Below are 24,741 nucleotides of genomic sequence, written 5' to 3' on the forward strand. Positions count from 1 at the left end.
CCCCCCCCCCCCCAACGGGTGATGCTCAGGGGTTACTTCTGCTGGCGACCGCCCTGCTGACGACCACCCTGGTTGTTACCCTGGTTGTTGCCCTGGTTGCCGCCATCGTCCTGGCGCTGCTGACCGCCCTTCTGGCCGATCTCGGACATGTGTTCGCGGTCCTGGCTCACGGCCTCGCCGCCCTTGCGACCTGCTTCGCGTGCTTCCTCAGAAGTGAATTCATGCGCGTTGCCAGACTCGTGCGCGGCGCGACCGCCCTGCGCGGCGATCTCACGCTGCTTGTCTTCGTCCATGCCAGCGAAGCCACGATTGGACTGGTTGTTGCTGTTTGCCATTTCGTTCTCCTAGCGTAGAAGTCGGCGGGACTGCCGACGTATCCAGCGTAGAGCGCGATGCTTGAAAACCCCGTCGAGCGCATGAGGATGAAACGTGATACCGGACGCGGCAGTAGTCCACGACATCATGACACGGACGCTTCAGCGTTCCGCAGCATGACGTCGTGCAAGCAGCATCAGCGCGCGGTCGACCAACACGACCGAACCGTCGTCGCCGATCTCCGTCGCCGCAGCCGCAGCCGCACTGCTGATCATGATTTTCCAACGACCGGCATCCAGCGCTGGCGGCATGAAGCGTTGCTCCGTGGCACCCGCATTGATCAACAACAGCAGGCTTGTCTGGCGGGACGTCTGCCCGGCGTCCAACGCTGCGGGCAGCTCAAGCATCAGACTGCGCGCCTGGGGATCATTCCAGTCGTCCACGGTCATTGGCTGCCCGTCGGCGCGGTACCAGTGTACGCCCTCTTCAGCGTGCGCGTCGCGCGCCTGCAGGAAGCGGCTGCGACGCAGCTGGGGGTAGCGGCGTCGCAACGCCAGCAGTCGGCGGACGAACGCGCTGAGCGAGCGACCTTCCGCGTTCTGGGCGCGCTCCCAGTCCAACCATGTCAACGGGTTGTCCTGGCAATAGGCATTGTTGTTGCCGTTTTGCCCATGTCCGAATTCATCGCCGGCCAGCAGCATGGGCGTCCCTTGGGAGAATATGAGGCTGGCCAACAGGTTGCGCACCTGCCGTTGGCGCAGCGCGCGCACGTCCGGGTCGTCGGTGGGACCCTCAACGCCATGGTTCCACGACAGGTTGTTGTCGCTGCCATCCTGGCCATCTTCACCATTGGCGTTGTTGTGCTTGTCGTTGTAACTGACCAGATCGTGCAGGGTAAATCCATCGTGGGCAGTAACGAAATTCACCGACGCCGACGGGCGGCGCCCCAGGTGCGAGAACAGATCGGCCGAGCCCATCAACCGCGTGGCGAAGTCCGACAACTGTCCTTCGTCGCCTCGCCAGAACGCGCGCATGGTGTCGCGAAACCGGTCGTTCCATTCCGACCAGCCCGGCGGGAACCGGCCCAGCTGGTAGCCGCCCGGCCCGATATCCCATGGTTCGGCAATCAACTTCACCTGGCTCAGAACGGGATCCTGGCGTACCGCGTCGAGGAAGCTGCTGGAGGGGTCGAAACCGGCGCGCTCGCGCCCCAGGATGGTGGCCAGGTCGAAGCGGAAGCCATCCACGTGCATGTCCTGCACCCAGTATCGCAACGAGTCCATGACCATGCGCAATGCACCGGCGTTGGTCAGGTCGAAGGTGTTCCCGGTGCCGGTGTCATTGATGTAGTAACGGCGGTCGTCGGCAAGCCGGTAGTAGCTGGCATTGTCGATGCCTTTGAACGACAGGGTCGGGCCCAGTTCGTTGCCTTCGGCGGTGTGGTTGTAGACCACGTCCAGGATCACCTCGAGCCCGGCGTGGTGCAGCCCGGCGACCATCTGCTTGAATTCAGCGATGTCCGTTCCGGACAGGAAGCCCGGGTGGGGGGCGAAAAAACCCAGGGTGTTGTAACCCCAGTAGTTGCTCAGGCCACGCTCGACCAGATACTGATCATCGGCGTGTGCGTGCACGGGCAACAACTCCAGCGCGGTCACGCCCAGGTACCGGAGGTGGTCGACCAGTTCGTCGGCGTGCACCGCTGAGAACCGTCCCCGCAGGGCGTCCGGCACCGAAGGCAGCTGCATCGACAGGCCGCGCACGTGGCCTTCGTAGATCACCGACCGGTCCCAAGGCGTACAGGGGCGCCGGTCACGACCCCAGGTATAGGCCGGATCGACCACCACGCATCGTGGCATGTACGGCGCGCTGTCGCGGCGGTCCATGCTCAGGTCGGCGTCCTTGTGCCCGATCGTGTAACCGAACAGATGGGGCGCCCATTTGATGTCGCCCACGAGTTGCTTCGCGTAAGGGTCGAGTACCAGCTTGTGCGGATTGAACCGGTGTCCGGCATCCGGCGCATACGGCCCATGCACCCGGTAGCCGTAGCGCATGCCGGGCCGGGCATCGGGCAGGTAGCCGTGCCACACCTCGTCGGTGTATTCAGGCAGTGCGATCCGCTCCACCTCCCGGCCACGTGCGTTGAACAGACACAGCTCAACCTTGGTGGCGTGCCGGCTGTACAGGGCGAAGTTCACGCCCATACCGTCCCAGGTGGCACCCAGCGGAAACGGCTGACCTTGTCGCACGCGCGAACGGGCTCCCACGGCGGCGCGGGTCATGCCTGCGGCGCCTGGTCGTGCTGGGCCGCTTCGATTTCGGCGGCGACCAGTTGCTCTGCCATGCGCCAATGCCGGTCGGCCTGCCCGTCTGGTCGCCCTTCGGCTTCCCAGATCTGCCTGGCCAGCTCCTGGGTCCGGTACTGCTTCTGCACGTCGTCCATGGGTCTCCTGTCAACGTAGGTAAATGGCCACCGGGCTGCCGCCCAGCAAGGTGCGCAGGCGCACGGGCCGTCGCCCGGCGTCGATCGTGGCGCCGGTCAGCACGTTGCGATACCGGCCCGGTGGAACCTGCAGCGCCGCGCCGCGGCAGTGCGAATCGGCGAGCCCGGCACCGAAAACTGCGGGGCTGCGATGGGTGTGCCTGGCCACCAGCACGAGGAGCCGTGCCTGGCCGTGCTGGCGGGAAAATGCCAGCAGCGGCACGCGCGCGGGGACCTGAAGGGGCTGGTAGTCGCCCTGGGCGAACAGCGCGGGCTGCTGTGCCCGGCAATCCAACAACCGTTGCACCAGGCGCGCCTTCACCGCGCCGTCCTGCCAGTGCTGGAGCAGGTGCGACCACGTGCGTGTGTCGTCCAGCCAGCCGCGGCGCAGCGGGTAGTCCACATCCTGGCGGTTGTCCGGATCCACCAGCGACAGGTCCCAGCCTTCGGTGCCCTGGTACAGGTCCGGCACTCCCGGCAGGGTCAGCCGCAGCGCGGTCTGGGCCAGGGCATTGCGCGCGCCGGCCGCCGCCACCGCGCTGACGCAGTGGTGCAGACGCCGCCGTATCGGTTCGCCGCGCGGCAAAAGCAGCACGCCCTCCACGAACGCTTTCACATCCCGCTCCACCGCTTCCACAGGATCGGCCCAACTGGAGTACAGCGCGGCCTCACGCAGCGCCTTGGTCTGCCATTGCACGATGCGCGCGGTGAACCACGACAGGTCGACCGGCGCTACCGGCCATGCGCCCACGAGCGTTTGCCAGAGCATCTGCTCCACGTCCGGCGGGGGCAACGGCATGCCGCTGCGCGTAGCCAGCCGCCGCAGCACGCCGGTCTGCCGCACCCACCACAGCGGTCGCTCCGACAGCACGGCCAACCGGGCCCGCGCGTCTTCGCCACGCTTGTGGTCGTGGGTGGCGGTGGCCAGCAGTGCGTGGGGGTGGCGTTCGCGCCTGGCGAGGGCGCAGGCGTGCATCTGCGCCGTGTCGAGGGCGAACCGGTCCGGGTCGCTGCCCACTTCGTTGCGTGACAGTAGTACGCCATGGCGGTAGAACGCGCGGTCTTCCACCGCCTTGGCGTTCAGCGGAGCGCTCAGTGCCTGGATTCGCCGACGCAACCGGTCGCGCACACGCTTCGGTGCGGGCGCCTCAGCGTCACCCCAGAACCAGTCTGCCAGGTGCCGGGCCACCCGCGCCGTGTCTTCGGGCGTGCTTCGTTCGACCGCCTCCACTGCCTGCGCCCAGCTCGCGCGATCACCTGGGGCGTGCCGCCGGCCATGCACATAGCTGCGATACACCGGGAAATGCACCAGCAGCTCGGTCATGGCACGCTCCACCACCGGCGCGCCCAGCGCTGCAGTGTCCAGGTGGCCAGCGCGGCCGAGGCGACGCACCACGGCCAGCGTGGCATCCCGCTCGCTGCGCAGGCCCGTCTGCAACACCTCGCGCCTGCACGCCTGCTCAACCGTGGCAAAGCACGACGGTCGTCCGGAGGCGCGGTGCCAATGCCGGGCCAGCGGTGTCTGCCCGCGTGCGTCATGCAGCCACGCAGACACCTGGTCCATGAAGTCGTAGCCGGTGGTGCCGTCGCAGGACCAGTCGTCAGGCAGGGATTCGTCCGGCGCCAGGATCTTCTCCACCCACAGCAGCGGCGAAGCCCCCCGCCGCGCACAGGCCTGCGCCATGTCCCGGCGAAGCCGCGCCAGGTAGCCACGCGGGTCCACCAATCCGTCGACATGGTCCACGCGCAGACCGTCGATGATCCCGGCTTCCAGCAGCGACAACGGCAGGCGGTGCACCGCCTGGTACACATCCGCGTGCTGCACCTGCAGTGCCACCAGGCTGGCGATGGTGAAGAAACGCCGGTAATTCAGCCGGTCGTCGCCCTGGCGCCACCATGTAAGCCGGTAAGCCTGCGCCTCAAGCAATGCGCGCCAGTCCGGGTCTGCGCTCGATACGCGCGCATTGAGGGCCGCGCAACGCGCCGCGAGAGCGTCGCCGCCGGCACCCTCCGCCGACACGGGCAGGGTCAGCGGCAGCATAACGTCGTGATGCATGAGCACCACCCCGCCATCGCGCGTGGCCAGCCGCAGCACGGCGTCATCCAGGGCGGCCGCCAGCGGGCGGTCCAGCACGGGCAGGATGACGCGGCCGTTGGCACCGGGCGCGCGCCAGTCGATGTCGAACCAGCTGGCGTAGCGGCTGCCGCGTCCGTGCGCCAGTACATCCCACCACCAGCGGTTGTCCGGATGGGCGGCCAGATGATTCGGCACGATATCCAGCACCAGCCCCATGCCGTGCGCACGGGCCTGGCGGGACAGCGCGCGCAACGCCGCCTCCCCGCCCAGCGCATCGCTCACCGTGGTCGGGTCCACGCCATCGTAACCGTGGGTGGACCCGGGAACGGCGCGCGTCACCGGCGACAGGTACAGATGGCTGATGCCCAGGCGCGCGTAATAGTCCACCTGGTGAGCAGCGTCGGCCAACGTGAACCCGGCATGCAACTGCAGCCGCGCGGTCGCGCGTACCGGTGTCATGGGCTGTGCTTCCTGCGCACCTCGGCCATGCACGCCATCGCCTCCTGCAGGGCTGTTCCACCCAGGCGCCGTGGCAGGCGCCGGCGCCAGTTGGGATGTTGGTCAACAGTGCCAGGCAGGTTCACCTGCTGATCGAGGCCCAGCGCGTCCTCCACCGGCACCAATGCAAGCGGCGCAGCGCTGGACGCCACATGGCGCAGCGCGGCCAGCCGGACGGCAGCGGCATCCTTGTGGGATCCAATCGGCAGCACGCGATCAAGCTGTGCCACGTCATGCCGCCGCTGCATTTGTTCGTGGCGCAGCTTGGACGCGTCCAGCTGCCCGAGCCGCTCGCGCCAGCGCAGGTCGCAGCCCCGCCGCCAACCCACCAGGGTGGGCAGATCGTGAGTGCCGGTCATGGCTACCGCATCGCGGCGCCACGCCTGCGGGGGCAGGAACGCGCCGGCGGCGTCACGACAGAAGGCAAGCACGTCGGTTCCGAGCACGCCGCGCCTGGCCAACAGCGTGCGGATGTCCGGCGACACCAGGCCAAGGTCCTCCCCGATGACGATGCAGCGCTGCCGCCAGGACTCGATCGCAACCAGGTTGAGCAGATCGCGTACCGGATAGCGCAGGTAGGCGCCCTCCCCCGCGTCCGCGCCGCCGGGCACTACCCACAACCGCTGCAGCCCGAGGATGTGATCGATACGGACTCCGCCGCGATCATGCATGACCGCACGCAGCAACTGGATGAAGGGCAGGAAGCCACGGCTGGCCAACCCTGTCGGGGAATAGCTGGTAATACCCCATACCTGGCCCGCCGCACAGAACGGGTCCGGCGGTGCGCCCAGCAACAGCCCGTGCAGTGCCGTGTCGCCCGCGGCATGGGCTTCGGCACCGTGCGGATCGAAGCCAATGGCGAGGTCGGCGATCAGTCCGATCTTCATGCCGGCACGCCGTGCGCCATCGTGCACGCGCTGCCAGCCACGCGTGGCAAGCCATTGGGCGAACAGGTACACGGCCGGGTTGTGGCCATGCCGGGTATGCATGAAGGCGACGTGTGCGGCCAGTGCCGGTCCGCCATCGCGCTCATAGCGCTGCAGGTCCGTCATTACGTCGGGCGCGGCCTGCCCGCAGGCGCGGTGGACCCGGGCCAGCCAGCGCCACTTGGCCGCCGCGGTGGCGGGCCAGTCGATATAGTCGCCCTGCTCAAGGCGCTCCAGTTCGCCGCGCAGATCCGGGTCGCCCATCAGTGCCGCGCGCGCGCCATCTCCCAGCAGCTCGACCGGCGCGGCATACAACGGTTCCAGAAAGCGTCGGTCACTCGGGGAATAGGGGCTGAACCCGGCATCAATCACACCGGCGGCGTGCACCGGCCCCAGCGCCAGCGCGTCGGCCCCGGCGCCCGCGGCGCGCCACGCCCATTCGCCGCAGGCAGCCGTATCGCCCATCCCGGCGTCATGCTCGCCACGCGCAGCGTAGGCCTGCAGCACAAGGCCCCAGCCCCGTCCTTGCGGTCCCAGCGCATCGCACATGCCGAAACAGCGCGGTGGTGCGACCGCTACACGCAGTTCGGCAGTGCCCTGCCGCAACAGCCAGTAGCCGGGTCGGCCAGGTGCCTGCACGCTGCCTGCTGCGTCCGTCCGCCCGGCCACCACGCTGCCGTCCTCGTGCTGCCATTCGCAGGCCGCCTCGGCCGCCCCGATCTCCAGCCATTCCTGTACCTGGCACGTCCGCAGCGGCGGCGCTACGCTCCCGACGGCCTGGTGCATTGCCTCACGACGCTGAGCCGCGGTTGCGGCCGGGAACCCCAGCGCCCGCAGTACCTCGGCTAGGGTAGCGTCGGCCACGCGTCGGCTCTGGCCATTCACGTCGGTCCAGGTGCAACAGAGGCCAGCGGCGCCGGCCAGTTCGGTGAGCGAAGGCACATTGTTCATGGCAGGGGGCCCACCCATGCGACGAGCGAGTCAGGGGCCAGCCGTCCATCCGGCAGCGGCGCGCCAATGCGGAATACCACGTCGCCCGGCGTCGGCGTCAGTTGCACCTCGTCACTGCCCACGTTGATCGCCAACCACCACTGCTGCTCATCCACCTGCCAGCCGGCGCATAGCGCGCGCGGCGCCACCAGGTGGGCATCAAGCGATGCCACGTGGCTGGCGGTGGAAAGCCACCGCGCGCGGATGGCCAACAGCGCGCGGAACCAGTCCAGCCACACCGCCGCATCTGCGTCATCGGCCGCCGGCCAGGCGCAGCGCGAATGCTCGAATGTGGCAACCGCGTTGGGGTCGGCAATTGCCGCACGCTCGGCGCTGTCTTGGTAAGCGCTGAACGGGGCGAACTCGGCCCGGCGGCCTTCGCGGACCACCGCGTCAAGCGGAGGACGGTAGTCGGTGAAGAACAGGAAGGGCGTCGACGCCCCCCAAGGCTCGCCCATGAAGAACAACGGCACCATGGGCGTCAGCGCGGTCAATGCGACCGCAAGCGATGCACGGCGTTGTCCCACCAGCGTTACCAGCCGCTCGCCGTGCGCCCGGTTACCTACCTGATCGTGGTTCTGGCTGAACACCACGAACCGCTCCGGCAGCAGGCCAGCGCTCGGCTCACCACGGCGACGTCCGGCGTGGTTGACCTCGCCCTGCCAGGCGAAGCCTTCGGCCAACACACGTCGGAGGTGTTCGGCGGGGCCATCGGCGTAATCACGGTAGTAGCCTTCGTCCTCGCCGGTGAGCAGGACATGCAGGGCATTGTGGAAATCGTCGTTCCACTGTGCGGTGAAGCCGTTGGCCAGCAGCGAAGCCTGGTTGTCTTCGTTTTCCAGCACCAGATGCACGTGACGCCCCGGCAGCGCGGCACGCACCTGCGCCTGCAGCGCATGCAGGAAGCTGCGCGGCTGTATCGCATGCACCGCGTCCAGCCGCAGGCCGTCAAACTGGTACTCGTCCAGCCACATCAACGCGTTATCGATGAAATAGCGCTGCACCGCGGGCTGCCGGAAGTCGATGGCATCCCCCCAGGGGGTTGTCACATCGGTGCGGTAGAACGCCGGCGCCACTGCCGAAAGCGGATTGCCCTCCGGGCCAAAGTGGTTGTAGACCACATCCAGCAGCACCATCATGCCCAGACCATGCGCGCGGTCCACCAGTGCCTTCAGGTCGGCCGGGTCACCGTAAGCGGCCGCAGGTGCGTAGTGCAGCACGCCGTCGTAGCCCCAGTTGCGGTTGCCCGGAAAGCTGGCCACGGGCATCAACTCCAACGCCGTGACGCCCAACGCCGCCAACGCGGGCAACTGCTCACCAACCGACGCGTAGGTGCCCGCGGCCGCACCGACATGCAGCTCGTAGATTACCGCCTCGCGCCAGGGACGGCCGCGCCACGGGTGCTGCCAGGCGTAGTCGGTTGCCAGCAGGGCACTTGGGCCGCACGCCCCCTCCGGTTGCCAGCGCGAAGCCGGGTCGGCAATGCTGATGCTGCCGTCGATGCGGAAGCGATAGTGGGCGCCCGCGTGGGCCGCAAGCTGCGTGGCGAACCAGCCGTCGCCCATGGCCGGCATCGGCAGCGCTTCGCCCTCCAGGATCAGCTCGACGCGCTGGGCTGCCGGTGCCCACAGGGCGAATGACCACTGGCCGTCGCCCAGTGGCCAGGCCCCCCATCGCTGTGCGGTGCTCATGGGCGTGGCCTCAGGTACACCGTCGCCAGCGGTGGCAACGTCAGCGACAGCGCCTGGGGGTGGCCATGCATCGGCTGCTCGACCGCATGCAGGCGGCCTCCGTTCCCGATGTTGCTGCCGCCGTAGAACGCACTGTCGGTGTTGAGCACCTCGTCCCACCCGCCTGCGGCAGGCACGCCCACCAGATAGCCGTGGCGCACGACCGGGGTGAAGTTGCAGACCACCAGCAGCGGCGTCGCGCCTGAACACGACGGCCGGCGGAGGAACGCCAGCACACTGTTGCAGCGATCATCGCCGACGCTCCATTCAAAGCTGGCTTCATCGTCATTGCCTTGTGCCAAGGCCGGCTCAGTCGCCAACAACCGGTTCAAGTCGGCCACCAGCCGCGCCACGCCCGCATGCGCGGGCTCGGCGGCTACGGCCCAGTCCAGCTGTCCGTCATGGTTCCATTCGGCCGGCTGGGCAAATTCACCGCCCATGAAAAGCAGTTTGCTGCCCGGGTGAGCCCACATGAACCCGTAACAGGCACGCAGATTGGCCAGCTGCTGAGCGCGGTCACCGGGCATCCTTCCCACCAATGAACCCTTGCCATGCACCACTTCGTCGTGCGATAGCGGAAGGACGAAGCGTTCAGAGAAGGCATACAGCGCACTGAAGGTGATCTCGCCATGGTGGTGGCTGCGATGGATCGGGTCGCGCTCCAGGTAGCAGAGCATGTCGTGCATCCAGCCCATGTTCCATTTGTGGGTAAAGCCCAGGCCACCGTCGGCTGTCGGCGCGGTCACACCCGGCCATGCCGTGGATTCCTCGGCCATCACCACTACGTCGGGAAAGCGCGCGGCGATGGCGTCGTTGAACCGGCGCAGGAACGCGACCGCTTCCAGGTTCTCACGGCCGCCCAGGGCGTTGGGCAACCACTGGCCCTCCGGGCGGCTGTAGTCACGGTAGAGCATCGATGCCACGGCATCCACCCGCAGCCCGTCGACATGGAAGCGCTCGATCCATTCCAGCGCACTGGCGATCAGGAATGCACCTACTTCCGCGCGCCCATAGTTGTAGATCAGCGTGTTCCAGTCCGGGTGGACGCCCAGCCGGGGATCGTCATGCTCATACAGCGCGGTGCCATCGAAGCGTTGCATGCCATGGGCATCGGCAGGGAAATGCGCGCCGACCCAGTCGATGATCACGCCAAGCCCTGCCTGATGGCAGCGGTCGACGAACCGCGCGAAGTCATGCGCCTCACCGTGCCGCGCAGTCGGGGCGAACAGCCCCAGCGGCTGGTAGCCCCAGGAGCCTCCGAAAGGATGCTCACTGATGGGCAGCAATTCGATGTGGGTAAAGCCCAGCGCCTTAACGTAGGGGATGAGCTGGTCACCCAGTGCGCACCAGTCCAGCGGCTGTCCTTGCGCGTCGCGGCGCCAGGAACCTGCGTGGACTTCATAGATCGCAATGGCCTGGTCCACGGCCGGCTTCCGCTGCGCCAACCAGTCCGCGTCATGCCATGCGTAAGGTTGCGCGCCCGTGATCACCGAGGCCGTCGCTGGCGGCAGTTCGTACGCACGCCCGACCGGGTCGGCCTTGAGCGCCATGCTGCCGTCGCCGGCTGTGAGGACGTACTTGTAGTGCTGTCCAACCGTCAGGCCGGGCACGAAAAGCTCCCACACGCCAGCGTGAGGGTGCAGCCGCATGGGCAGGCGGCGCGCATCCCAGCCATTGAAATCCCCGACCAGTGCCACCCGCTGCGCATTGGGCGCCCAGACCGCGAAACGGATGCCTGATACACCGTTGCAGCAGGTCGAGTGAGCGCCCAGCCACTGCCGTACCGCGTCCGGATCGCCGGCCCGCAAGCGCTGCGTTGCAGCGTCGTCCAGCTGCGGCCCGAACGCATAGGCGTCCTCGAACTGCTGGCATCGGCCGTCCGACCAGTGCACCCGCAGCAAGCTGCCGGGTGCGCAGGGCGCGTCCATTTCGAACAGACCCGGTAACGGGCCGGGCGCCAATGCAATCCAGCCGCCACCGGGAGGCCGGACCTGCACCCTGGCCGCCCCGGGCATGAATACCCGCAACCGCCAGCCGGGACCCACGCGGTGCGGCCCCAGTACGGCGAACGCATCGCAGGGTGCGCCTTGGACAAGCGCGTTCAAGGCCTCGTCGTTGACGGCCAGGGCCGCGCCCGCACCCAGCGGTGGATGGGCCGGGCCGCCGTCGTAGACATGTGGTGCGCCCTCGCTCATGCGCAGCGCTCCATCACCCGGTCATACAGGTGCAGGTAGTGCGTGCCGGCCGTCTCCCAGCTGCTGGGCCGGAGCATCGCCGCCCGACGCATGGCCGCCAACAGCTCGGGGATGCGATGGATGCGGAAAGCGCGCTGCACGCAGCGACGCAGGGCATCGGCCTCGGCCTGGTCGAACAACAGGCCAGTGACGCCATCCTCGATGGTATCGATGAGCCCGCCGGTGGCGTGCGCAATGGGCAGGCAGCCAAAACGCTGCGCGTACATCTGGCTCAGACCGCAGGGTTCGAAACGCGAGGGCATCAGCAGGAAGTCCGCGCCGGCGAACATCTGCCGCGCCAGCGCTTCGTCGAAGCCCGGCTGTACGCCGACACAGGTCGGGTACCGACGCGACAGGGCGGCCACCTGTGCCTCAATCATCGGCTCACCTCCGCCGATGATCACCAGCTGGCCACCGGCTGCAGCGATCTGGGGCGCCACCGCGCAGCTGAGATCCACGCCCTTCTGATGCACCAGTCGCGACACAACGGCGAATAGGGGCCCCTTGCGATGTGGCAGACCGAACCGTTGCTGGACCCGGCGCTTGTTGGCCGCGCGCCCAGCCCATCGGTGCAGGTCGAAGTGTTCGCACAGGTGCTGGTCGTGGCGCGGGTCCCAGCTGCTGTCAATGCCGTTGACGATGCCGCTCAACCGCCCGCCGTCCGCATGCCGGGCCAGCAGCGCGTCCAGTCCGCAGCCCTGCTCCGGGCCGGTGATCTGGCGCGCGTAGCTGATGCTCACCGTATTGACCTGGTCGGCATGAACGATGCCGGCCTGCAGGAATGACAACTGCCCATGGAAGACGATGCTGTCGCGCTGTTCGGCCGTGATCCCCAGCAGCGACGCCGCCGCTAGCGGAAACAACCCCTGGTACGCGAGGTTGTGGATGGTCAACAGCGCCGGGACGGGCGAGTGCTGCCAGCGCAGGTAGGCAGCCGCAAGGGCACAGGGCCAGTCATTGAGGTGCAGCAGCTGCGGCACCCAGTCCAGGCCGGCCGCGCCGCAGGCCATCATCGCCGCCGCCCGTGACAGCGCGGCAAACCGGATCGCATTGTCGGCCCAGTCGTGGCCGCTGCCATCCACATACGGGCTGCCGTCGCGCTGGTACAGCGTCGGGCAGAGCAGCACGTACACGGGCAGGCCGTCGCCGGTCACCGCCTCCCCGATGTCGCAGGCGGGAATACCGGCGACCCCGGGTACGTGCCCCACCCTGCGCAGCACCGGGACACCTGCAAGCACCGCCGCGTAACCGGGAATCAGCACGCGCACATCGGAGCGACCACGCAACGCCCGTGGCAGGGAGGCGGCCACATCACCCAACCCGCCGGCCTTGATGAAGTCGGCCATCTCCGAGGTGACAAACAGCGCGCGGCGCGCCGCCTGAAGTTGCGCATCCACTGACGGCGCGTCAGGGCGACGGCGGTCCAGCTGCGCGTGGGAGCAGGCCTCGGCAAAGGGAGGCGGCGGTGGCACGGGCGGAGAAACGGGCAGGCACGGCTGACGCAGGCGCGACATGGGAGCACTCTCGGGTAGGGGGAGCGAACGGGACCGGAAACGAACGCCACGGCGTGGTGCCGGAAATCGTTGTGGACACTGCGCCCGTCCTGTTGCATGCGGACCTGTGCCCTTGGCGTGGAATTTACTGCTGGACCTGATGGAAGGCTCGTGAAACAAACGCGACAAACATGTGACTCGTGCGCTCGCGTTCTTTGCGTGCCAGTCACGCGCTACAGCAAGCGGCCTGGCTCAGGGGTCGTTCCCCCTGCCGGAATCCGGGACTGCGCTACGGCAACGTAGCTGGAAGCCATCCACCGCGTGCACCCTGCCCCTCCACAATGGCACGCCGACCGGCGCATCTACCGTGCCTTCCGATGCACGCGGGATCACCTGCGCATCGATCAGATGAACGTAATCAGGTGGATCCACACTGTCATCCGCGTTGCGCATTCCATACCGTGCTGCGTGCATGGCAATACTGTCGTGCGCTGTCTGCCGCTGCGCCTGGTCGACCAGGTCCAGTGCGTCCGGAAAGGCACGCGCAAAGCGTTCGAAGTAAGCGGTGCCGGCGACCATGGTTCCACTCACCGCCATTCCGCCCACGTGCAGTACGACATCAAGCCGCAGGTGGGGGCGGTGGTTGATCAGGCTGATCAGTGACTGCAGAAACCAATCGGCGGGCGCGGATTGTGGCTTCGACGCCAGCGCGTCGCTCGGCCCAGGATGCACTGCGCCGTTTGAAGGGCCAGGCGCACCTGCATGTATCGAATCCTTCATCGCGTCATGTTGCATGGGCAGGGACGGCGCGATTCAGCAGGGGGCCAGCGCGTGGCCTGCGCGTTCCACCGCGCCGTGCGCCGGCCGGAGAATGCGAGGCGTGTAGGCCAGCTCACCGGCGGCCCGCACCACACCAAGCAGCTGTGGCGCAAGCGGTCCGGTGCAGCTGCGCACGCCGGTGAAATGGACCCAGCAGCCGTCGATGGTGGCGGTTACCGCAGCAAGTGCCGGATCCTGCGAAAGGACGTCCGTGAGCGCCTGGGCCCAGGCGTCACAGGGAAAGCCATCCAGCTGAACGGCGACGGTATCGCCGCCTACGTAGAGCTCGGTCAATTCTAAGCGGGTAACACGGGGGGTAGCCGTGCGGAATTGGGGAGTGCAGTTCATGGGGCGCGTCCTTCAGCCTTTGGTTGACCTCACTATCGGCGGCTGTGGTCGTACACCGGGTCGTGGCCGCGTCACGATTTCATCAAGGCGACGCTCACATATCGTCACGCGCCCTCTACGTCATTCATGGCCCCGCGTTCCCACCCGTCACGTAAACCGTTTATCGCACCATCGTACCCACGTGTTCAGGGCTGTCGAATTGGTTGACACACCCGAAAGCGGCGGCGAGCATGAGCAATCTTCTCCTATTCCGGGCGCATCGCCACATGGCGGCAGCAGTGAAATTCCACATCGTCGGCATCGGCGCATCCGCCGGCGGCGTCGAGGCGCTGGAGGGGTTCTTCCGCGGCGTACCCGCCGATACCGATATGGCGTTCGTGGTGGTGACCCACCTGAATCCTTCACGCAGGACCCTGCTGCCGGAAATCCTGGCCCGGTTCACGCCGCTGCCGGTAGTGCAGGCCGCGGCCGGCATGGTGGTCGAACCCCGCAATGTGTACGTGATGCCAGAGGACAGCGTGCTTGGCATCGAACATGGCACGCTGACGCTGCGCGACCTGGAGGGGCACCGCGAGCCGAAGCCGGTGGACATCTTCATGAGCGAACTCGCCGATGACGCGCAGGCGCTGGCGGTGGGCGTGATCCTGTCCGGGGGCGATGCGGATGGCACGCTGGGCCTGAAGGCGATTCAGGAAAAGGGCGGCATGACCCTGGCGCAGGTGGCCGATGGCTTCGGTCCGCAATACCCGGACATGCCCGATTCGGCCATCCAGCTCGGCTTTGTGGATTTCGCGTTGCCGGCCGAGGCGATGGGGCCGAAGATCGCCGAGTTCGCGGCGAACATCGGCATGCTCGACCAGGCCATTGAGAGCGCCCAGACGCAGCGCTCCTCGGCACAGGACGCCGACTCGGTCGCCGAAATCTACATGCTGCTGCGCAGCCAGGTGGGCCACGATTTCAGTGGATACAAAACCCGGACCTTCCTGCGCCGCGTACACCGGCGGATGCAGGTGCTGGGGCTGCGCGACCTGGGCGCCTACGTTGAGGTGCTGCGCAAAGACCCGCAGGAAGCCGGCCTGCTATTCCGGGATCTGTTGATCAACGTGACCAACTTCTTCCGCGACAAGGACGCATTCAAGAGTCTTGAAGAGCAAGTGATCCCGCAGTTGCTGGCCGCGCGTGGTCCCGAGGACACCGTTCGGGTCTGGGTGCCCGGGTGTGCCACCGGCGAGGAAGTCTATTCGTTGGCCATCCTGATGCTCGAGCACATGGATACGCTGCCGTCGCCGCCGCGCGTACAGTTGTTCGCGACCGACATCGACGACTGCGCCCTGGCCGTTGCGCGGACGGCCCGCTATCCGCGGCCACTGCTCAGTTCGGTCAGCCAGGAACGTCAGGATCGATTCTTCATCGCCGACGGCGAAAGCATGGTGGTCTCCAAGCAGGTCCGCGAGCTGTGCATCTTTTCCCCGCACAGCGTCATCCGCGACCCACCCTTCTCACGCATCGACATGGTTTCCTGCCGCAACCTGCTGATCTATTTCGGTCCGGACGTGCAGGCGCAGGTCATTCCCACCTTCCACTACGCGCTGCGTCCGGAGGGCTTTCTGTTCCTGGGTACGGCCGAGAACCTCAGCCAGTTCGACGAGCTGTTCGTGGCAGTGGACAAGCGCAACCGGATCTTCCGGCGTCGCAACGGGTCCACGCCAACGGTGAGGTTGCCCATGTCGTTGGTGCTGCCCCGCCAGCAGGCGGCCGTTGAAGGCAGCACTCGCAGGCTGCCGCCAGCGGGCTCGATGCGCCACAGCGCAGAAACCCAGGTGTTGGATCGCTATGCGCCGCCGCACGTAGTGGTCAGCAGCGACGGTGACGTGGTGTATTTCTCCGGGCGGACCGGCAAGTACCTGGAAGTGCCCGCCGGCGCACCCACGCGACAGCTGCTGACCCTGGCGCGGCGTGAACTTCGGCTGGATCTGCGTACGATCTTCCGCGAGGCTGTGGAGAGTGGGCGCAGCGCCCACCGCAGCGGGCTCCCGGTGGAAGTCGAGGACGGCCGCGTCCAGCTGGTCAAGATGATCATCGAGCCGCTCAGCGAGCGCATCGGCAGCGAAGCATTGTTCCTGGTTCTGTTCGTGGACCAGGGACCGGCGCTGTCCAGGGAAGAGGCCTCTGACCGCGTGGTGGGACAGTCCGGCGACCGGGCCGACCATCACTCGCAGACCGAGCGCGAGCTCCATGAAACGCGCGACCGACTGCAGTCGCTGATCGAGGAGTACGAGACGGCCTTGGAGGAATTGAAGTCCTCCAACGAGGAACTGGTGTCGGTCAACGAAGAGATGCAGTCCACCAACGAGGAACTGGAAGCCTCCAAGGAGGAGCTGCAGTCGGTCAACGAGGAACTGCATACGGTCAACGCGGAACTGCACGGCAAGCTGGAGGCCCTGGACCGCGCCAACAACGATCTGGTCAACCTGTTCCGCGCCACCGAAGTGGCCACGGTGTTCCTGGACGAACGGTTGGCGATCCGCTCGTTTACGCCTGCGGTGGAATCCATATTCAACATCCGCAACAGCGACCTTGGCCGTCCCATCACCGACCTGTCGGTGCGCGTGGCATTGCCTGGCTTCGACGCCGACCTGAAGCGGGTGCTGAAGGAAGAGGTGATGATCGAACGCCGCGCCTCCTGCCCGGATCGTGGCTGCAGCTATCTGGTGCGGGTGGGCCCTTACGTGGATGCCGCCGAGCGCTCCAACGGTGTGGTGGTGACCTTCCTGGACGTGACCACTCTGATGCGCTCGGAAGAGCGCCAGCAGATCCTCATCGCCGAGCTGCAGCACCGCACCCGCAACCTGCTGGGTATCGTGCAGGCCATCGCACTGCGTACGCTGGGCAATGGCGAGGGAGTGGCCGACTTCGGCCTGCGCCTTGCTGCGCTCGGGCGCGCGCAGAGCCTGCTGGGCGGCACCCTGGCAGGCGAGGTCGATCTGGGTGAGATGGTCCGCACAGAGCTTGGCTCGCTGGGTGTGCCGATGGAGCGGGTCACCATGAGGGGGCGCAGCGTTGCACTGAGCTTCGACATGGCGCAGACCTTCAGCCTGGCGCTCCACGAGCTGTCCACCAATGCCACCAAGTACGGCGCCTTCAAAGTGGACGGCGGACAGCTGTTGGTGCAGTGGGAACTAAAGGAGAACGAGGGCCAGCAATGGCTTGCGCTGACGTGGAAGGAAACCGGCGTACCTATTCACGATGCGCCTTCACGCATCGGCTTTGGCACGCAACTTATCGTTCACGCCATGTCCCACACACTCAACGCCGAGACACGGCTGGAATATGCCAGCGATGGGGTCTTCTGCAGCATCGAAGTGCCTTACGACCACACACATTGACAGCTATCGGCGGACCGGGGGGGGCCGCCAGGCGGGAGGATGAAATGAACAACGGCATTCTGGCCGGTTGCAGGGTGTATGTCGTCGAGGACAATTACCTGCTGGCGATGAGCGTGTCCGATTTCCTCGAGTCTGCGGGGGCGCAGGTACTGGGCATCACCGGCAAGCTCGCCGAGGCGCAGCGCTACGTGAGCGAGCACGACGGCGACATCGACGCCGTGGTGCTCGACGTGAACCTGCGCAGCGAGACCTCGTATCCGTTGGCCGACCAGCTGGTCGCATCGAACATCCCGTTCCTGTTCACCACCGGCTACGACGCCGCCTCCATCGATGCGCGCTTCCGTGACCATCCGGTCTGCTGCAAGCCCTTCGTTCCCTCGGCGCTGTGGGAGATGGTGAGCGCGATCTGCACCCGGCATTGAGACACGGCACATGACCCTCTGGCATGGACTGTATCTGCTCTGGCTGCTCGCCGGGACCGGCGACTTCATCCTGCATCGGCGCAGCGCCATCGACGTCACGTCGGGCCTGCGCGAGTCATCGCTGCATCTGGTGCAGATCGGGCTGTTGGGCACGGGCACCCTGTTGTGGCTGCTGTTTGCGGCCACCCCCGCGCTGTGGTTGGTGCTGCTGGCCATCGTGTGCCTGCATGCCTTGGCCGGCTATTGGGACACACGCGCGGCCTTCCCGGTGCGTACCATCGTTCCGCTCGAACAACACGTGCACAGCATCCTGGACATCGCACCGTGGGTCGCATTGGGGGCAATCGGCTGGCCGTTGCTGTCAGCGACCCCTGCGCCATCTGACGAGGGGGTCAGCCTCGGCCCGGATTCGGCCACCACCGGCACATGGATGTTCGCGCTGATCCCTGCCCTGCTGTTGACCGTGTTGCCGGCGCTGCTCGAATTCCGGCGTTGCTGGCGGAGCCGCCATAGGGCACGTTGAAGATCGTGGAAGTGCCGCACACATCCGGCGCACGCCACCACAACGCTGCGACGCGCACCCTGAACGCTCCTGACAATGGACAGCGCGATGGCCCCGCATTCAACGGCACTCTACCAACTCGATGTCGCCCTGTTCCGCGATGGCGACGGCAACGGCTGGGGCACCTTGGGGGGTGTCACCGAAAAACTGGATTACCTGCACTGGCTGGGCATCACCCACCTGTGGCTGCTGCCCACGTACCGCAATGGCGGACGCGACGGGGGCTACGATGTGATCGACCATTGCGCGCTGGACCCGCGCATCGGCGACTTCAGCAGCTTCGACACGCTTGTGCGGGAAGCTGCGGCGCGTGGCATGAGCGTCATCGTGGAACTGGTCATGCAGCACACCTCGGACCAGCACCCCTGGTTCATCCAGGCACGCAGCGGCGATGCGGACATGTCGGCGCGCTACATCTGGGCGAAGCAGCCGCCACCGGACGGTCCATCGCCGATGTTCCCGCCCATGGAAGCATCGGTCTGGAGCTGGGATGCCGACGCCGCGCGCTTCTACCAGCACCGCTTCTACCGCCACGAGCCGGATCTTGAACTGGCCAATGCCGCGGTGCGGGAGGAGATGGGCCGCATCATTGCCTTCTGGCTGGACCGCGGGGTGGCCGGCTTCCGCATCGATGCAGTGCCCTACATGGTGGAACGGGCCGCGCTGGCCGACCCGCGCGACGAAGGACGCTGGTTGCTGGAACAGATCCGGGCGCAGGCGCTCACCCGCCACGATGCACCGATACTGATCGGCGAGGCGGACGTGCCAGCCGACCAGTACGGCGACTACCTGTGCCAGGGTCGACGCCTGTCGCACCTGCTCGACTTCCACCTCAACAACCACCTCTTCCTTGCGTTCGCCCGGGAAGATGCCCGCGCGATCACGACAACGCTTGCCGAGTACGACGATGACGCTCCGGCGCGGGCGCGACTGGCTTGGCTGCGCAACAACGACGAGCTGGACCTGGAACAGCTCAGCCCGGCCGAACGGGCCAGCGTGATGGACCGCTTCGCCCCTGAGCCCGGCATGCGCATCTACGGCCGCGGTATCCGCCGACGCCTGGCGCCCATGTTCGGCCATGACGTGGACGCGCTGGCCATGGCCCATGCGGTGCTGATGTCGCTGGGCCAGGTCCCGGTGTTGCGCTACGGCGATGAGATCGGGCTTGGCGATGACCTTGACCTGCCCGAGCGCGACGCGGTGCGGGTGCCGATGCAGTGGTCGCCCGGTCCCCAGGCCGGTTTCAGCGACGGCCCCGCACCGCCGTGGCGGGCGCCGCTGGCCAGCTACACCCGGGGCTGGGCCGGCGACCGGGTCACTGTGCACTCACAGCGGAGCGACCCCGATTCGTTGCTCTGCCGGGTGCGTGAACTGTTGCAGGCACGACGTTCGCTGCCGTGGCTGGAGCAGCAGGCCGAGCCGATGGATGGCATGCCACCGGCGGTGCTTGGCCTGCGTTTCCGTACTGGCGACAGCGCCCTGGTCACGCTGGTCAACCTGGGGCGCGCAGACCACCGCATCGCGTTGGACGTCGACGGGGTTCTGCGACCCATAGTGGTGCGCAATGCCGACCTTCAGGGCAACGAGGTGATACTGCGGAACTACGGCTATGCCTGGCTGCTGCTGGACAACGGCGACTCCTGAAGCCCGGGGAGCACCTGCGAGGCGAAGTCGTCGATGAAGCGTTCCTGCTCCAGGTTGACGTTGTGCAGGTACAGCCGCTGGAAGCCCATGTCCAGATAGGCCTGCAGGTGCGCGCGATGCACACCGGGATCGTGCGAGATGATCACCCGCTCTGCAAGCTGGGCATCGGTTACCTGTTTACCCAGTTCTTCGTAGGCTTCTGGCTGGGTAAGGGTTTCGCTCTGGGCGGCGCTGAGCACGTTCTGCCGCCATTGCTCACGCGCCCCGGCCAGCGCGGCCTCATGGCTGCGTGCGTAGGAGAGTTTAACCTGCAGGTAAAGGGGCTTGCCGGTGCCACCGCCGGCTTCGAAGGCGCGAACCACTGCGCGCAACGCGTCCATCGGCATGCTGGTGGTGATCATGCCGTCAGCCCAGCCGCCCAGCCAGTACGCCGTTTCCGGCGTCAGCGCGGCACCCAGCAGCGGTATCGGCGTCGCCGGGCGGCTGTACAGCTGCGCATCGCGCACCCGCACCTCACCGTCGCGATTGACCTTCTCGCCCGCCCACAGGGACCGGATCACATCGGCAGAGGCTTTCAAGCGCGCGTTGCGTTTCCCCTTGGCCGGCCACGGCGCACCCGTGATGGCTTCATTGAGGGCTTCGCCGCTGCCCACCGCAAGCCATACCAGGGTGGGCGCGAACTGTTCCAGCGTGGCGATCGCCTGGGCCACCACCGCCGGGTGGTAACGCTCGAAAGGACAGGTGACCATGCCCAGCGACACCGGCCCCTGGCCAAGCAGCGCCCCTGCCCACGCCCACGCCTGGCCCGACTGCCCCTGCTGGCGGGCCCACGGGTGGAAGTGGTCCGAGCACATCACCGCGTCGAAGCCGCTGTCCACGGCACGCCGTGCAAGCGCAAGCAACGTGGCCGGCGCGAATTGTTCGTGCGAAGCATGAAAACCGATCACGGCGCGCTCCTGTTGATTTGACACCATTGCAACAGAGCCCGATTTAAAACGGCGTCATGAACATGACAACAGAATGCAACGGGCATCGCCGCTGGGCCATCGCCGAAGGCTATATTCCGGGCTGGAGCAATGGCCCGGCGCCGGCGCTGGAAAGCCACGAAACATGCTGCATCCTCAACCCCGGCGATCTGCCTGCCGTGGTGGAACTGCTGCTGTTCTTCGAGGATCGTGAGCCTGTCGGGCCTTACCTGGTCCAGGTACCCGCGCGACGCACACGGCACGTGCGCTTCAATGACCTCGACGATCCGATGCAGGTACCGCGCGAAACACCGTTCGCCACGCTCATTCATTCCAATCAGCCCATCATCGTGCAGCACACCCGCCTGGATTCGCGGCAGGCGGAGAACGCCCTGATGACGACGATTGCTCACCCGCTATGACGCCATGCTGACGCCACATCGGCGAACCATTTACAGGCACGCGCGCAGCATCGGTACTCCCTTTCACTGGATCGGAGATCGCGATGGCCATTCCTGACTACCCCCGCCCACCATTCAAACCGCAGCAACAGGGCTTTCCCGGGAAGACCGGGCCCATGGAGCCCACGCCGGACCACGGCGAAGAGAGCTATCAGGGCCATGGCCTGCTCGACGGCAAGCGGGCGCTGATCACCGGTGGCGACAGCGGCATCGGCGCTGCAGTGGCCATCGCCTTCGCGCGTGAAGGTGCCGACGTGGCCATCGCCTATCTGCCCACCGAGCAGGACGATGCCGAGCGCATCGGCAGCCTTGTCGAACAGGCCGGCCGCAAGGCGCTGCTCATACCGTGTGACATCAGCGACCCGGCACAGGCCGAGCAGCTGATCGCGCGCGTGGCGGAAGACCTCGGCGGGCTGGATGTGCTGGTCAACAACGCCGCCTACCAGCGATATTTCGAGAGCTTCGACGAAATAACCCTGGAGGAATGGAAGCGCACGTTCGACACCAACGTCCATGCCGTGTTCAACCTGGTGCGGCTGGCCGTCCCCCACCTGCAGAACGGTGGCAACGTCATCAATACCGCATCGGTCAACTCCAAGAAGCCCACCCCGAACATCCTGCCCTACTCGGCCACCAAGGGCGCCGTGGCCAACCTCACCATCGGCCTGGCCGGATTGCTGGCAGACAAGCACATCCGGGTCAACGCGGTCCTGCCAGGACCGATCTGGACGCCGTTCATTCCCGCCGGCATGGCCGCCGAGGAAGTGGAAAACTTCGGCTCGCAGACCCCCTTCGGGCGCCCGGGGCAGCCCGCCGAGCTGGCATCGGCTTACGTGATGCTGGCCGCCGGAGGCGCCAGTTACACCTCCGGCGCGCTGCTCACCGTGTCCGGCGGCGCCGTGACGCTGTGATGGACCGTTGGCGCGCAGCACGGTCCGCGTTGCCAACCTGGCTGGACGAATGGCTGGACGTGGTCGTCCCGATCGGCGAGTTGCTGCTGATTGGGATGATCGCCTGGCTGCTGGTCCGTTCCATCGCAGCCACGGCCCGCACGATGGCCAGCCGCTACGAGTTCCCGCCCGCGTTCGCGGTGGGCGCGCGGCGGATCGCCGCGACGTTGATCTACGCCGCCGCGTTGCTGCTTGCGCTGGAGCGGCTGGGCGTGTCGGCGCGGGTGCTGTGGAGCGCATTGACGGGATTTGCCGCCGTGGGCGCGGTCGCGTTTTTCGCTGCCTGGAGCGTACTCTCCAACATCTTTTGCTCCTTCCTGATCTTCGCGACCAAACCGTTCCGCCTGTATGACCAGATCGAGGTGATCGACAGTGCCGACAAACCCGGCATCTGTGGCCGGGTGGTGGATATCAACCTGATCTACACCACCTTGCAGGACAGCAACCCCGCCTCGAAAAACTGCCTCTTGAAGGTGCCCAATTCGCTGTTCTTCCAGCGCATGATGCGCCACTGGCATTGAACGCCGCGCTGGCCACCGTCCTGCGCGGTTCGCTCCATGGATGCTGACACACCAAACGCCCCGCTACTTCAGCGGTGCGTCCGTCTGCTGGTAGGTTCCCACCAGGCTTCCCTTCGCCCGGATGTGCCGTTGCGCCGCCTTGAGCACCTCGTCGCGGCTTGCACCCGGATCCACCGCGAGCGTGGTATCCAATGCGAGCACCTGGAAATGATAGTGGTGCGGTGGGTCGCCCACCGGCGGCCGGGGGCCGTAATAGCCCGGCGCGCCCCGGCTGGTGGCGCCCTGCAGCAGCCCTGCCGGTTCGGTGAGACGCGGTAGTTTCTGCAGCCCTTCGGGCAGCCGGGTCACCGTGCCAGGGATGTTCCAGGCCACCCAGTGCACGAATGGTTTGATCGCCGCCGCGTCCGGGTCCTCGGCAATCACCACGTAGGACACTGCACCGGGCACGGGATCCCATTCAAGCGGCGGCGACACACCCTCGTGGTAGGCACTGAAGCGTGATGGCAGCGGCTGCCCATCGGCAAAGGCCGGCGATCGCACGCGGAGCGTCGCCACGTTGGGCGTGCGCTCCAGCGCCAGCGGTACGTTGTTGCCCTGGGAGAGCTGCTTCTGCAACGGGCCCACCGGCACGGCAACCGGCGCTGCTGCGGTGCCGCTGGGGCCGGTGTAGGCCACCCGATACAACGCGCCGTTGGCGTCGTCGCCGACCAGCAGTGCGCCGCCCCGGCTCAGCGCCAGGCCCACCGGTCGAGCAATGTGCGCCTGCCCGCCGTCAACCAGGAAGCCGGTCAGGAACGGATCGAACGCGATCGGTTGGCCGTTCCGGAAACGGATCCGCACCACCTCATAACCCGAGGCTGGCTTGCGATTCCAGGAACCCCGCATCGTCACGAATGCGTCGCCGTGGTAGTCGGCGGGGAACTGGCTGCCGGTGTAGAACAGCATCTGCATCGGTGCAGCATGCGCCGTGTAGCCAGACACCATCGGCGCGCTCATGGCCGCCCACTGCGCCTTGCTGATCCCGCCCGGTGGCGTGCTCTGCGGATTCTGGCCATCCCTGCCCCAGATGTGCGGCCACCCATACTGCCGGCCCCTGACGATGTGATTGAGTTCTTCCGGCTGCACGTCGTCGCCGAGGAAGTCGATGCCGTGGTCCATGCCCCACAACTCGCCCGTGGCAGGATCCCAGGCAAACCCCAGCATGTTGCGCAGGCCACTGGCGAAGATGGTCCGGGTCTTGCCGTCCGGGGAGGCCCGCAGCAGTGTGGCATGCTCGGGGTTGGTCTCGTTGCACGCATTGCACGAGGAACCCACGCTGATGTACAGCATGCCATCCGGGCCGAAGGCCAGAGTACGGTTGGGATGCTGGCCGCCGTCGGGCAGATCGTTGATGATCCGCTCGACCGCACCCAACGTTCCATCCGGCCGGATCGGCGCGCGGAATACCTCGGTCGCGGTGGCCATGTAAAGCTGATCGGCGTTGATGGCCAGGCCGTGCACGCCGGGCCGGTGCGCCACCGTCTGGGGTAGCTGGTCCAGCACGCCGTCCTCTTTGGCATCCTTGAGCAGCAGCACATCGCCCTGCTCACGCCGCGAGGCATAGATATTCCCGTTCGGCGCCACCACCAGCATGCGCAGGTTCTGCAGGTCGCGGGCCAGAACGGTGACCTTGAAGCCGGCCGGCACCTTCAGCGCCGCCAGGCGCGTGGCGGTTGCCTCGACCTTGGCAGGCTTGAAGGTGTTTACCCGCGCCGGGGCGTCGGTTCCGTCGCCTTGTTGTGCCCAGGCCGGGCCGACCAGCGCACACAGCAGCGCAGCACCTAGTGAGAATCTCTTCATCAGGAACGCCCCCGAAATTTTGGCTGGAGTAAAGCATCCGTTGGCACCGATCAAGCCCCTGAGAATGGCGCGCGAGCAACGC

Annotated in this window: 19 protein-coding genes; 7 read left to right on the forward strand and 12 right to left on the reverse strand. The window is 66.8% G+C overall.

Going from position 1 to position 24,741, the window contains the following annotated elements; translation table 11 throughout:
- Positions 1–32 precede the first annotated feature (32 nt).
- The 10 genes from ACE026_RS16965 to ACE026_RS17010 form a co-directional block, all read right to left on the reverse strand.
- Positions 33–335, reverse strand: coding sequence for a KGG domain-containing protein (locus tag ACE026_RS16965; RefSeq protein WP_141056946.1), 303 nt, complete (start codon positions 333–335; stop codon positions 33–35).
- A 141-nt stretch (positions 336–476) separates the two neighbouring features.
- Positions 477–2,594, reverse strand: a complete 2,118-nt coding sequence (gene glgX, locus ACE026_RS16970) for a glycogen debranching protein GlgX (protein ID WP_486040009.1) — start codon at positions 2,592–2,594, stop codon at positions 477–479.
- Positions 2,591–2,755 (reverse strand): DUF2934 domain-containing protein, encoded by a 165-nt coding sequence (locus ACE026_RS16975; protein ID WP_141056944.1) that lies wholly within the window; start codon positions 2,753–2,755, stop codon positions 2,591–2,593. The genes glgX and ACE026_RS16975 overlap by 4 nt, the downstream gene beginning before the upstream one ends.
- A gap of 10 nt (positions 2,756–2,765) precedes the next feature.
- Positions 2,766–5,330 carry a malto-oligosyltrehalose synthase gene (gene treY / locus ACE026_RS16980; protein ID WP_481524667.1) on the reverse strand — a complete coding sequence of 855 codons (2,565 nt, stop codon included), beginning with the start codon at positions 5,328–5,330 and terminating at the stop codon, positions 2,766–2,768.
- Complete coding sequence (gene malQ / locus ACE026_RS16985; RefSeq protein WP_486040010.1) at positions 5,327–7,246, reverse strand: 4-alpha-glucanotransferase; 1,920 nt, start codon at positions 7,244–7,246, stop codon at positions 5,327–5,329. The genes treY and malQ overlap by 4 nt, the downstream gene beginning before the upstream one ends.
- On the reverse strand, positions 7,243–8,976 hold the full coding sequence (treZ, locus tag ACE026_RS16990) for a malto-oligosyltrehalose trehalohydrolase (protein WP_481524665.1): 1,734 nt from the start codon (positions 8,974–8,976) through the stop codon (positions 7,243–7,245). The genes malQ and treZ overlap by 4 nt, the downstream gene beginning before the upstream one ends.
- Positions 8,973–11,210, reverse strand: coding sequence for a 1,4-alpha-glucan branching protein GlgB (gene glgB / locus ACE026_RS16995; RefSeq protein ID WP_481524664.1), 2,238 nt, complete (start codon positions 11,208–11,210; stop codon positions 8,973–8,975). Before glgB ends, treZ begins: the two co-directional genes overlap by 4 nt.
- Positions 11,207–12,763 carry a glycogen synthase GlgA gene (gene glgA, locus ACE026_RS17000; RefSeq protein ID WP_481524663.1) on the reverse strand — a complete coding sequence of 519 codons (1,557 nt, stop codon included), beginning with the start codon at positions 12,761–12,763 and terminating at the stop codon, positions 11,207–11,209. The genes glgB and glgA overlap by 4 nt, the downstream gene beginning before the upstream one ends.
- A 231-nt stretch (positions 12,764–12,994) precedes the next feature.
- Positions 12,995–13,522, reverse strand: coding sequence for a hypothetical protein (locus ACE026_RS17005; RefSeq protein WP_481524662.1), 528 nt, complete (start codon positions 13,520–13,522; stop codon positions 12,995–12,997).
- Positions 13,523–13,555: 33 nt separating this feature from the next.
- Positions 13,556–13,909, reverse strand: a complete 354-nt coding sequence (locus tag ACE026_RS17010; protein ID WP_463272322.1) for a hypothetical protein — start codon at positions 13,907–13,909, stop codon at positions 13,556–13,558.
- 230 nt (positions 13,910–14,139) lie between these two features.
- Between ACE026_RS17010 and ACE026_RS17015 the strand changes: the two genes are divergently transcribed.
- From ACE026_RS17015 to ACE026_RS17030, 4 genes are all read left to right on the forward strand, one after another.
- Positions 14,140–17,295 (forward strand): CheR family methyltransferase, encoded by a 3,156-nt coding sequence (locus ACE026_RS17015; protein ID WP_481524661.1) that lies wholly within the window; start codon positions 14,140–14,142, stop codon positions 17,293–17,295.
- Positions 17,296–17,339: 44 nt separating this feature from the next.
- Positions 17,340–17,717, forward strand: a complete 378-nt coding sequence (locus ACE026_RS17020) for a response regulator (protein ID WP_463272320.1) — start codon at positions 17,340–17,342, stop codon at positions 17,715–17,717.
- A 10-nt stretch (positions 17,718–17,727) separates the two neighbouring features.
- Positions 17,728–18,240, forward strand: a complete 513-nt coding sequence (locus tag ACE026_RS17025; protein WP_481524660.1) for a hypothetical protein — start codon at positions 17,728–17,730, stop codon at positions 18,238–18,240.
- Positions 18,241–18,327: 87 nt separating this feature from the next.
- Positions 18,328–19,923 carry an alpha-amylase family glycosyl hydrolase gene (locus tag ACE026_RS17030; protein ID WP_481524659.1) on the forward strand — a complete coding sequence of 532 codons (1,596 nt, stop codon included), beginning with the start codon at positions 18,328–18,330 and terminating at the stop codon, positions 19,921–19,923.
- On the opposite strand, the gene ACE026_RS17035 is transcribed toward ACE026_RS17030, so the two are convergent.
- Positions 19,887–20,870 (reverse strand): TIGR03885 family FMN-dependent LLM class oxidoreductase, encoded by a 984-nt coding sequence (locus ACE026_RS17035; RefSeq protein WP_481524658.1) that lies wholly within the window; start codon positions 20,868–20,870, stop codon positions 19,887–19,889. The genes ACE026_RS17030 and ACE026_RS17035 overlap by 37 nt on opposite strands.
- A 62-nt stretch (positions 20,871–20,932) precedes the next feature.
- On the opposite strand from ACE026_RS17035, the gene ACE026_RS17040 reads away from it, so the two are divergent.
- From ACE026_RS17040 to ACE026_RS17050, 3 genes are all read left to right on the forward strand, one after another.
- A complete protein-coding gene (locus ACE026_RS17040; RefSeq protein WP_346477612.1) occupies positions 20,933–21,310 on the forward strand; it encodes a sensory rhodopsin transducer in 378 nt (125 codons plus the stop codon).
- Between the two features lie 83 nt (positions 21,311–21,393).
- Positions 21,394–22,260 (forward strand): SDR family oxidoreductase, encoded by an 867-nt coding sequence (locus tag ACE026_RS17045; RefSeq protein ID WP_481520949.1) that lies wholly within the window; start codon positions 21,394–21,396, stop codon positions 22,258–22,260.
- On the forward strand, positions 22,260–22,820 hold the full coding sequence (locus ACE026_RS17050; protein ID WP_314401771.1) for a mechanosensitive ion channel domain-containing protein: 561 nt from the start codon (positions 22,260–22,262) through the stop codon (positions 22,818–22,820). Before ACE026_RS17045 ends, ACE026_RS17050 begins: the two co-directional genes overlap by 1 nt.
- Before the next feature lie 63 nt (positions 22,821–22,883).
- Here ACE026_RS17050 and ACE026_RS17055 read toward each other — a convergent pair whose 3' ends face one another.
- Positions 22,884–24,659, reverse strand: a complete 1,776-nt coding sequence (locus ACE026_RS17055) for a YbhB/YbcL family Raf kinase inhibitor-like protein (protein ID WP_486040012.1) — start codon at positions 24,657–24,659, stop codon at positions 22,884–22,886.
- Between the last annotated feature and the right edge of the window lie 82 nt (positions 24,660–24,741).

It is taken from the genome of Stenotrophomonas sp. AGC87 (assembly GCF_057333975.1).

What these genes read in the sequence shown, in the direction of transcription:
- ACE026_RS17030 (WP_481524659.1), top strand. Translation starts at nt 18,328, where the DNA reads ATGGCCCCGCATTCAACGGCACTCTACCAACTCGATGTCGCCCTGTTC.
- malQ (WP_486040010.1), bottom strand. Translation starts at nt 7,246, where the DNA reads ATGAACAATGTGCCTTCGCTCACCGAACTGGCCGGCGCCGCTGGCCTC.
- ACE026_RS17020 (WP_463272320.1), top strand. Translation starts at nt 17,340, where the DNA reads ATGAACAACGGCATTCTGGCCGGTTGCAGGGTGTATGTCGTCGAGGAC.
- ACE026_RS16975 (WP_141056944.1), bottom strand. Translation starts at nt 2,755, where the DNA reads ATGGACGACGTGCAGAAGCAGTACCGGACCCAGGAGCTGGCCAGGCAG.
- treY (WP_481524667.1), bottom strand. Translation starts at nt 5,330, where the DNA reads ATGACACCGGTACGCGCGACCGCGCGGCTGCAGTTGCATGCCGGGTTC.
- ACE026_RS17055 (WP_486040012.1), bottom strand. Translation starts at nt 24,659, where the DNA reads ATGAAGAGATTCTCACTAGGTGCTGCGCTGCTGTGTGCGCTGGTCGGC.
- ACE026_RS17010 (WP_463272322.1), bottom strand. Translation starts at nt 13,909, where the DNA reads ATGAACTGCACTCCCCAATTCCGCACGGCTACCCCCCGTGTTACCCGC.
- glgX (WP_486040009.1), bottom strand. Translation starts at nt 2,594, where the DNA reads ATGACCCGCGCCGCCGTGGGAGCCCGTTCGCGCGTGCGACAAGGTCAG.
- ACE026_RS17050 (WP_314401771.1), top strand. Translation starts at nt 22,260, where the DNA reads ATGGACCGTTGGCGCGCAGCACGGTCCGCGTTGCCAACCTGGCTGGAC.
- ACE026_RS17025 (WP_481524660.1), top strand. Translation starts at nt 17,728, where the DNA reads ATGACCCTCTGGCATGGACTGTATCTGCTCTGGCTGCTCGCCGGGACC.
- glgB (WP_481524664.1), bottom strand. Translation starts at nt 11,210, where the DNA reads ATGAGCGAGGGCGCACCACATGTCTACGACGGCGGCCCGGCCCATCCA.
- ACE026_RS17040 (WP_346477612.1), top strand. Translation starts at nt 20,933, where the DNA reads ATGACAACAGAATGCAACGGGCATCGCCGCTGGGCCATCGCCGAAGGC.
- ACE026_RS17045 (WP_481520949.1), top strand. Translation starts at nt 21,394, where the DNA reads ATGGCCATTCCTGACTACCCCCGCCCACCATTCAAACCGCAGCAACAG.
- ACE026_RS16965 (WP_141056946.1), bottom strand. Translation starts at nt 335, where the DNA reads ATGGCAAACAGCAACAACCAGTCCAATCGTGGCTTCGCTGGCATGGAC.
- glgA (WP_481524663.1), bottom strand. Translation starts at nt 12,763, where the DNA reads ATGTCGCGCCTGCGTCAGCCGTGCCTGCCCGTTTCTCCGCCCGTGCCA.
- ACE026_RS17005 (WP_481524662.1), bottom strand. Translation starts at nt 13,522, where the DNA reads ATGAAGGATTCGATACATGCAGGTGCGCCTGGCCCTTCAAACGGCGCA.
- treZ (WP_481524665.1), bottom strand. Translation starts at nt 8,976, where the DNA reads ATGAGCACCGCACAGCGATGGGGGGCCTGGCCACTGGGCGACGGCCAG.
- ACE026_RS17015 (WP_481524661.1), top strand. Translation starts at nt 14,140, where the DNA reads ATGAGCAATCTTCTCCTATTCCGGGCGCATCGCCACATGGCGGCAGCA.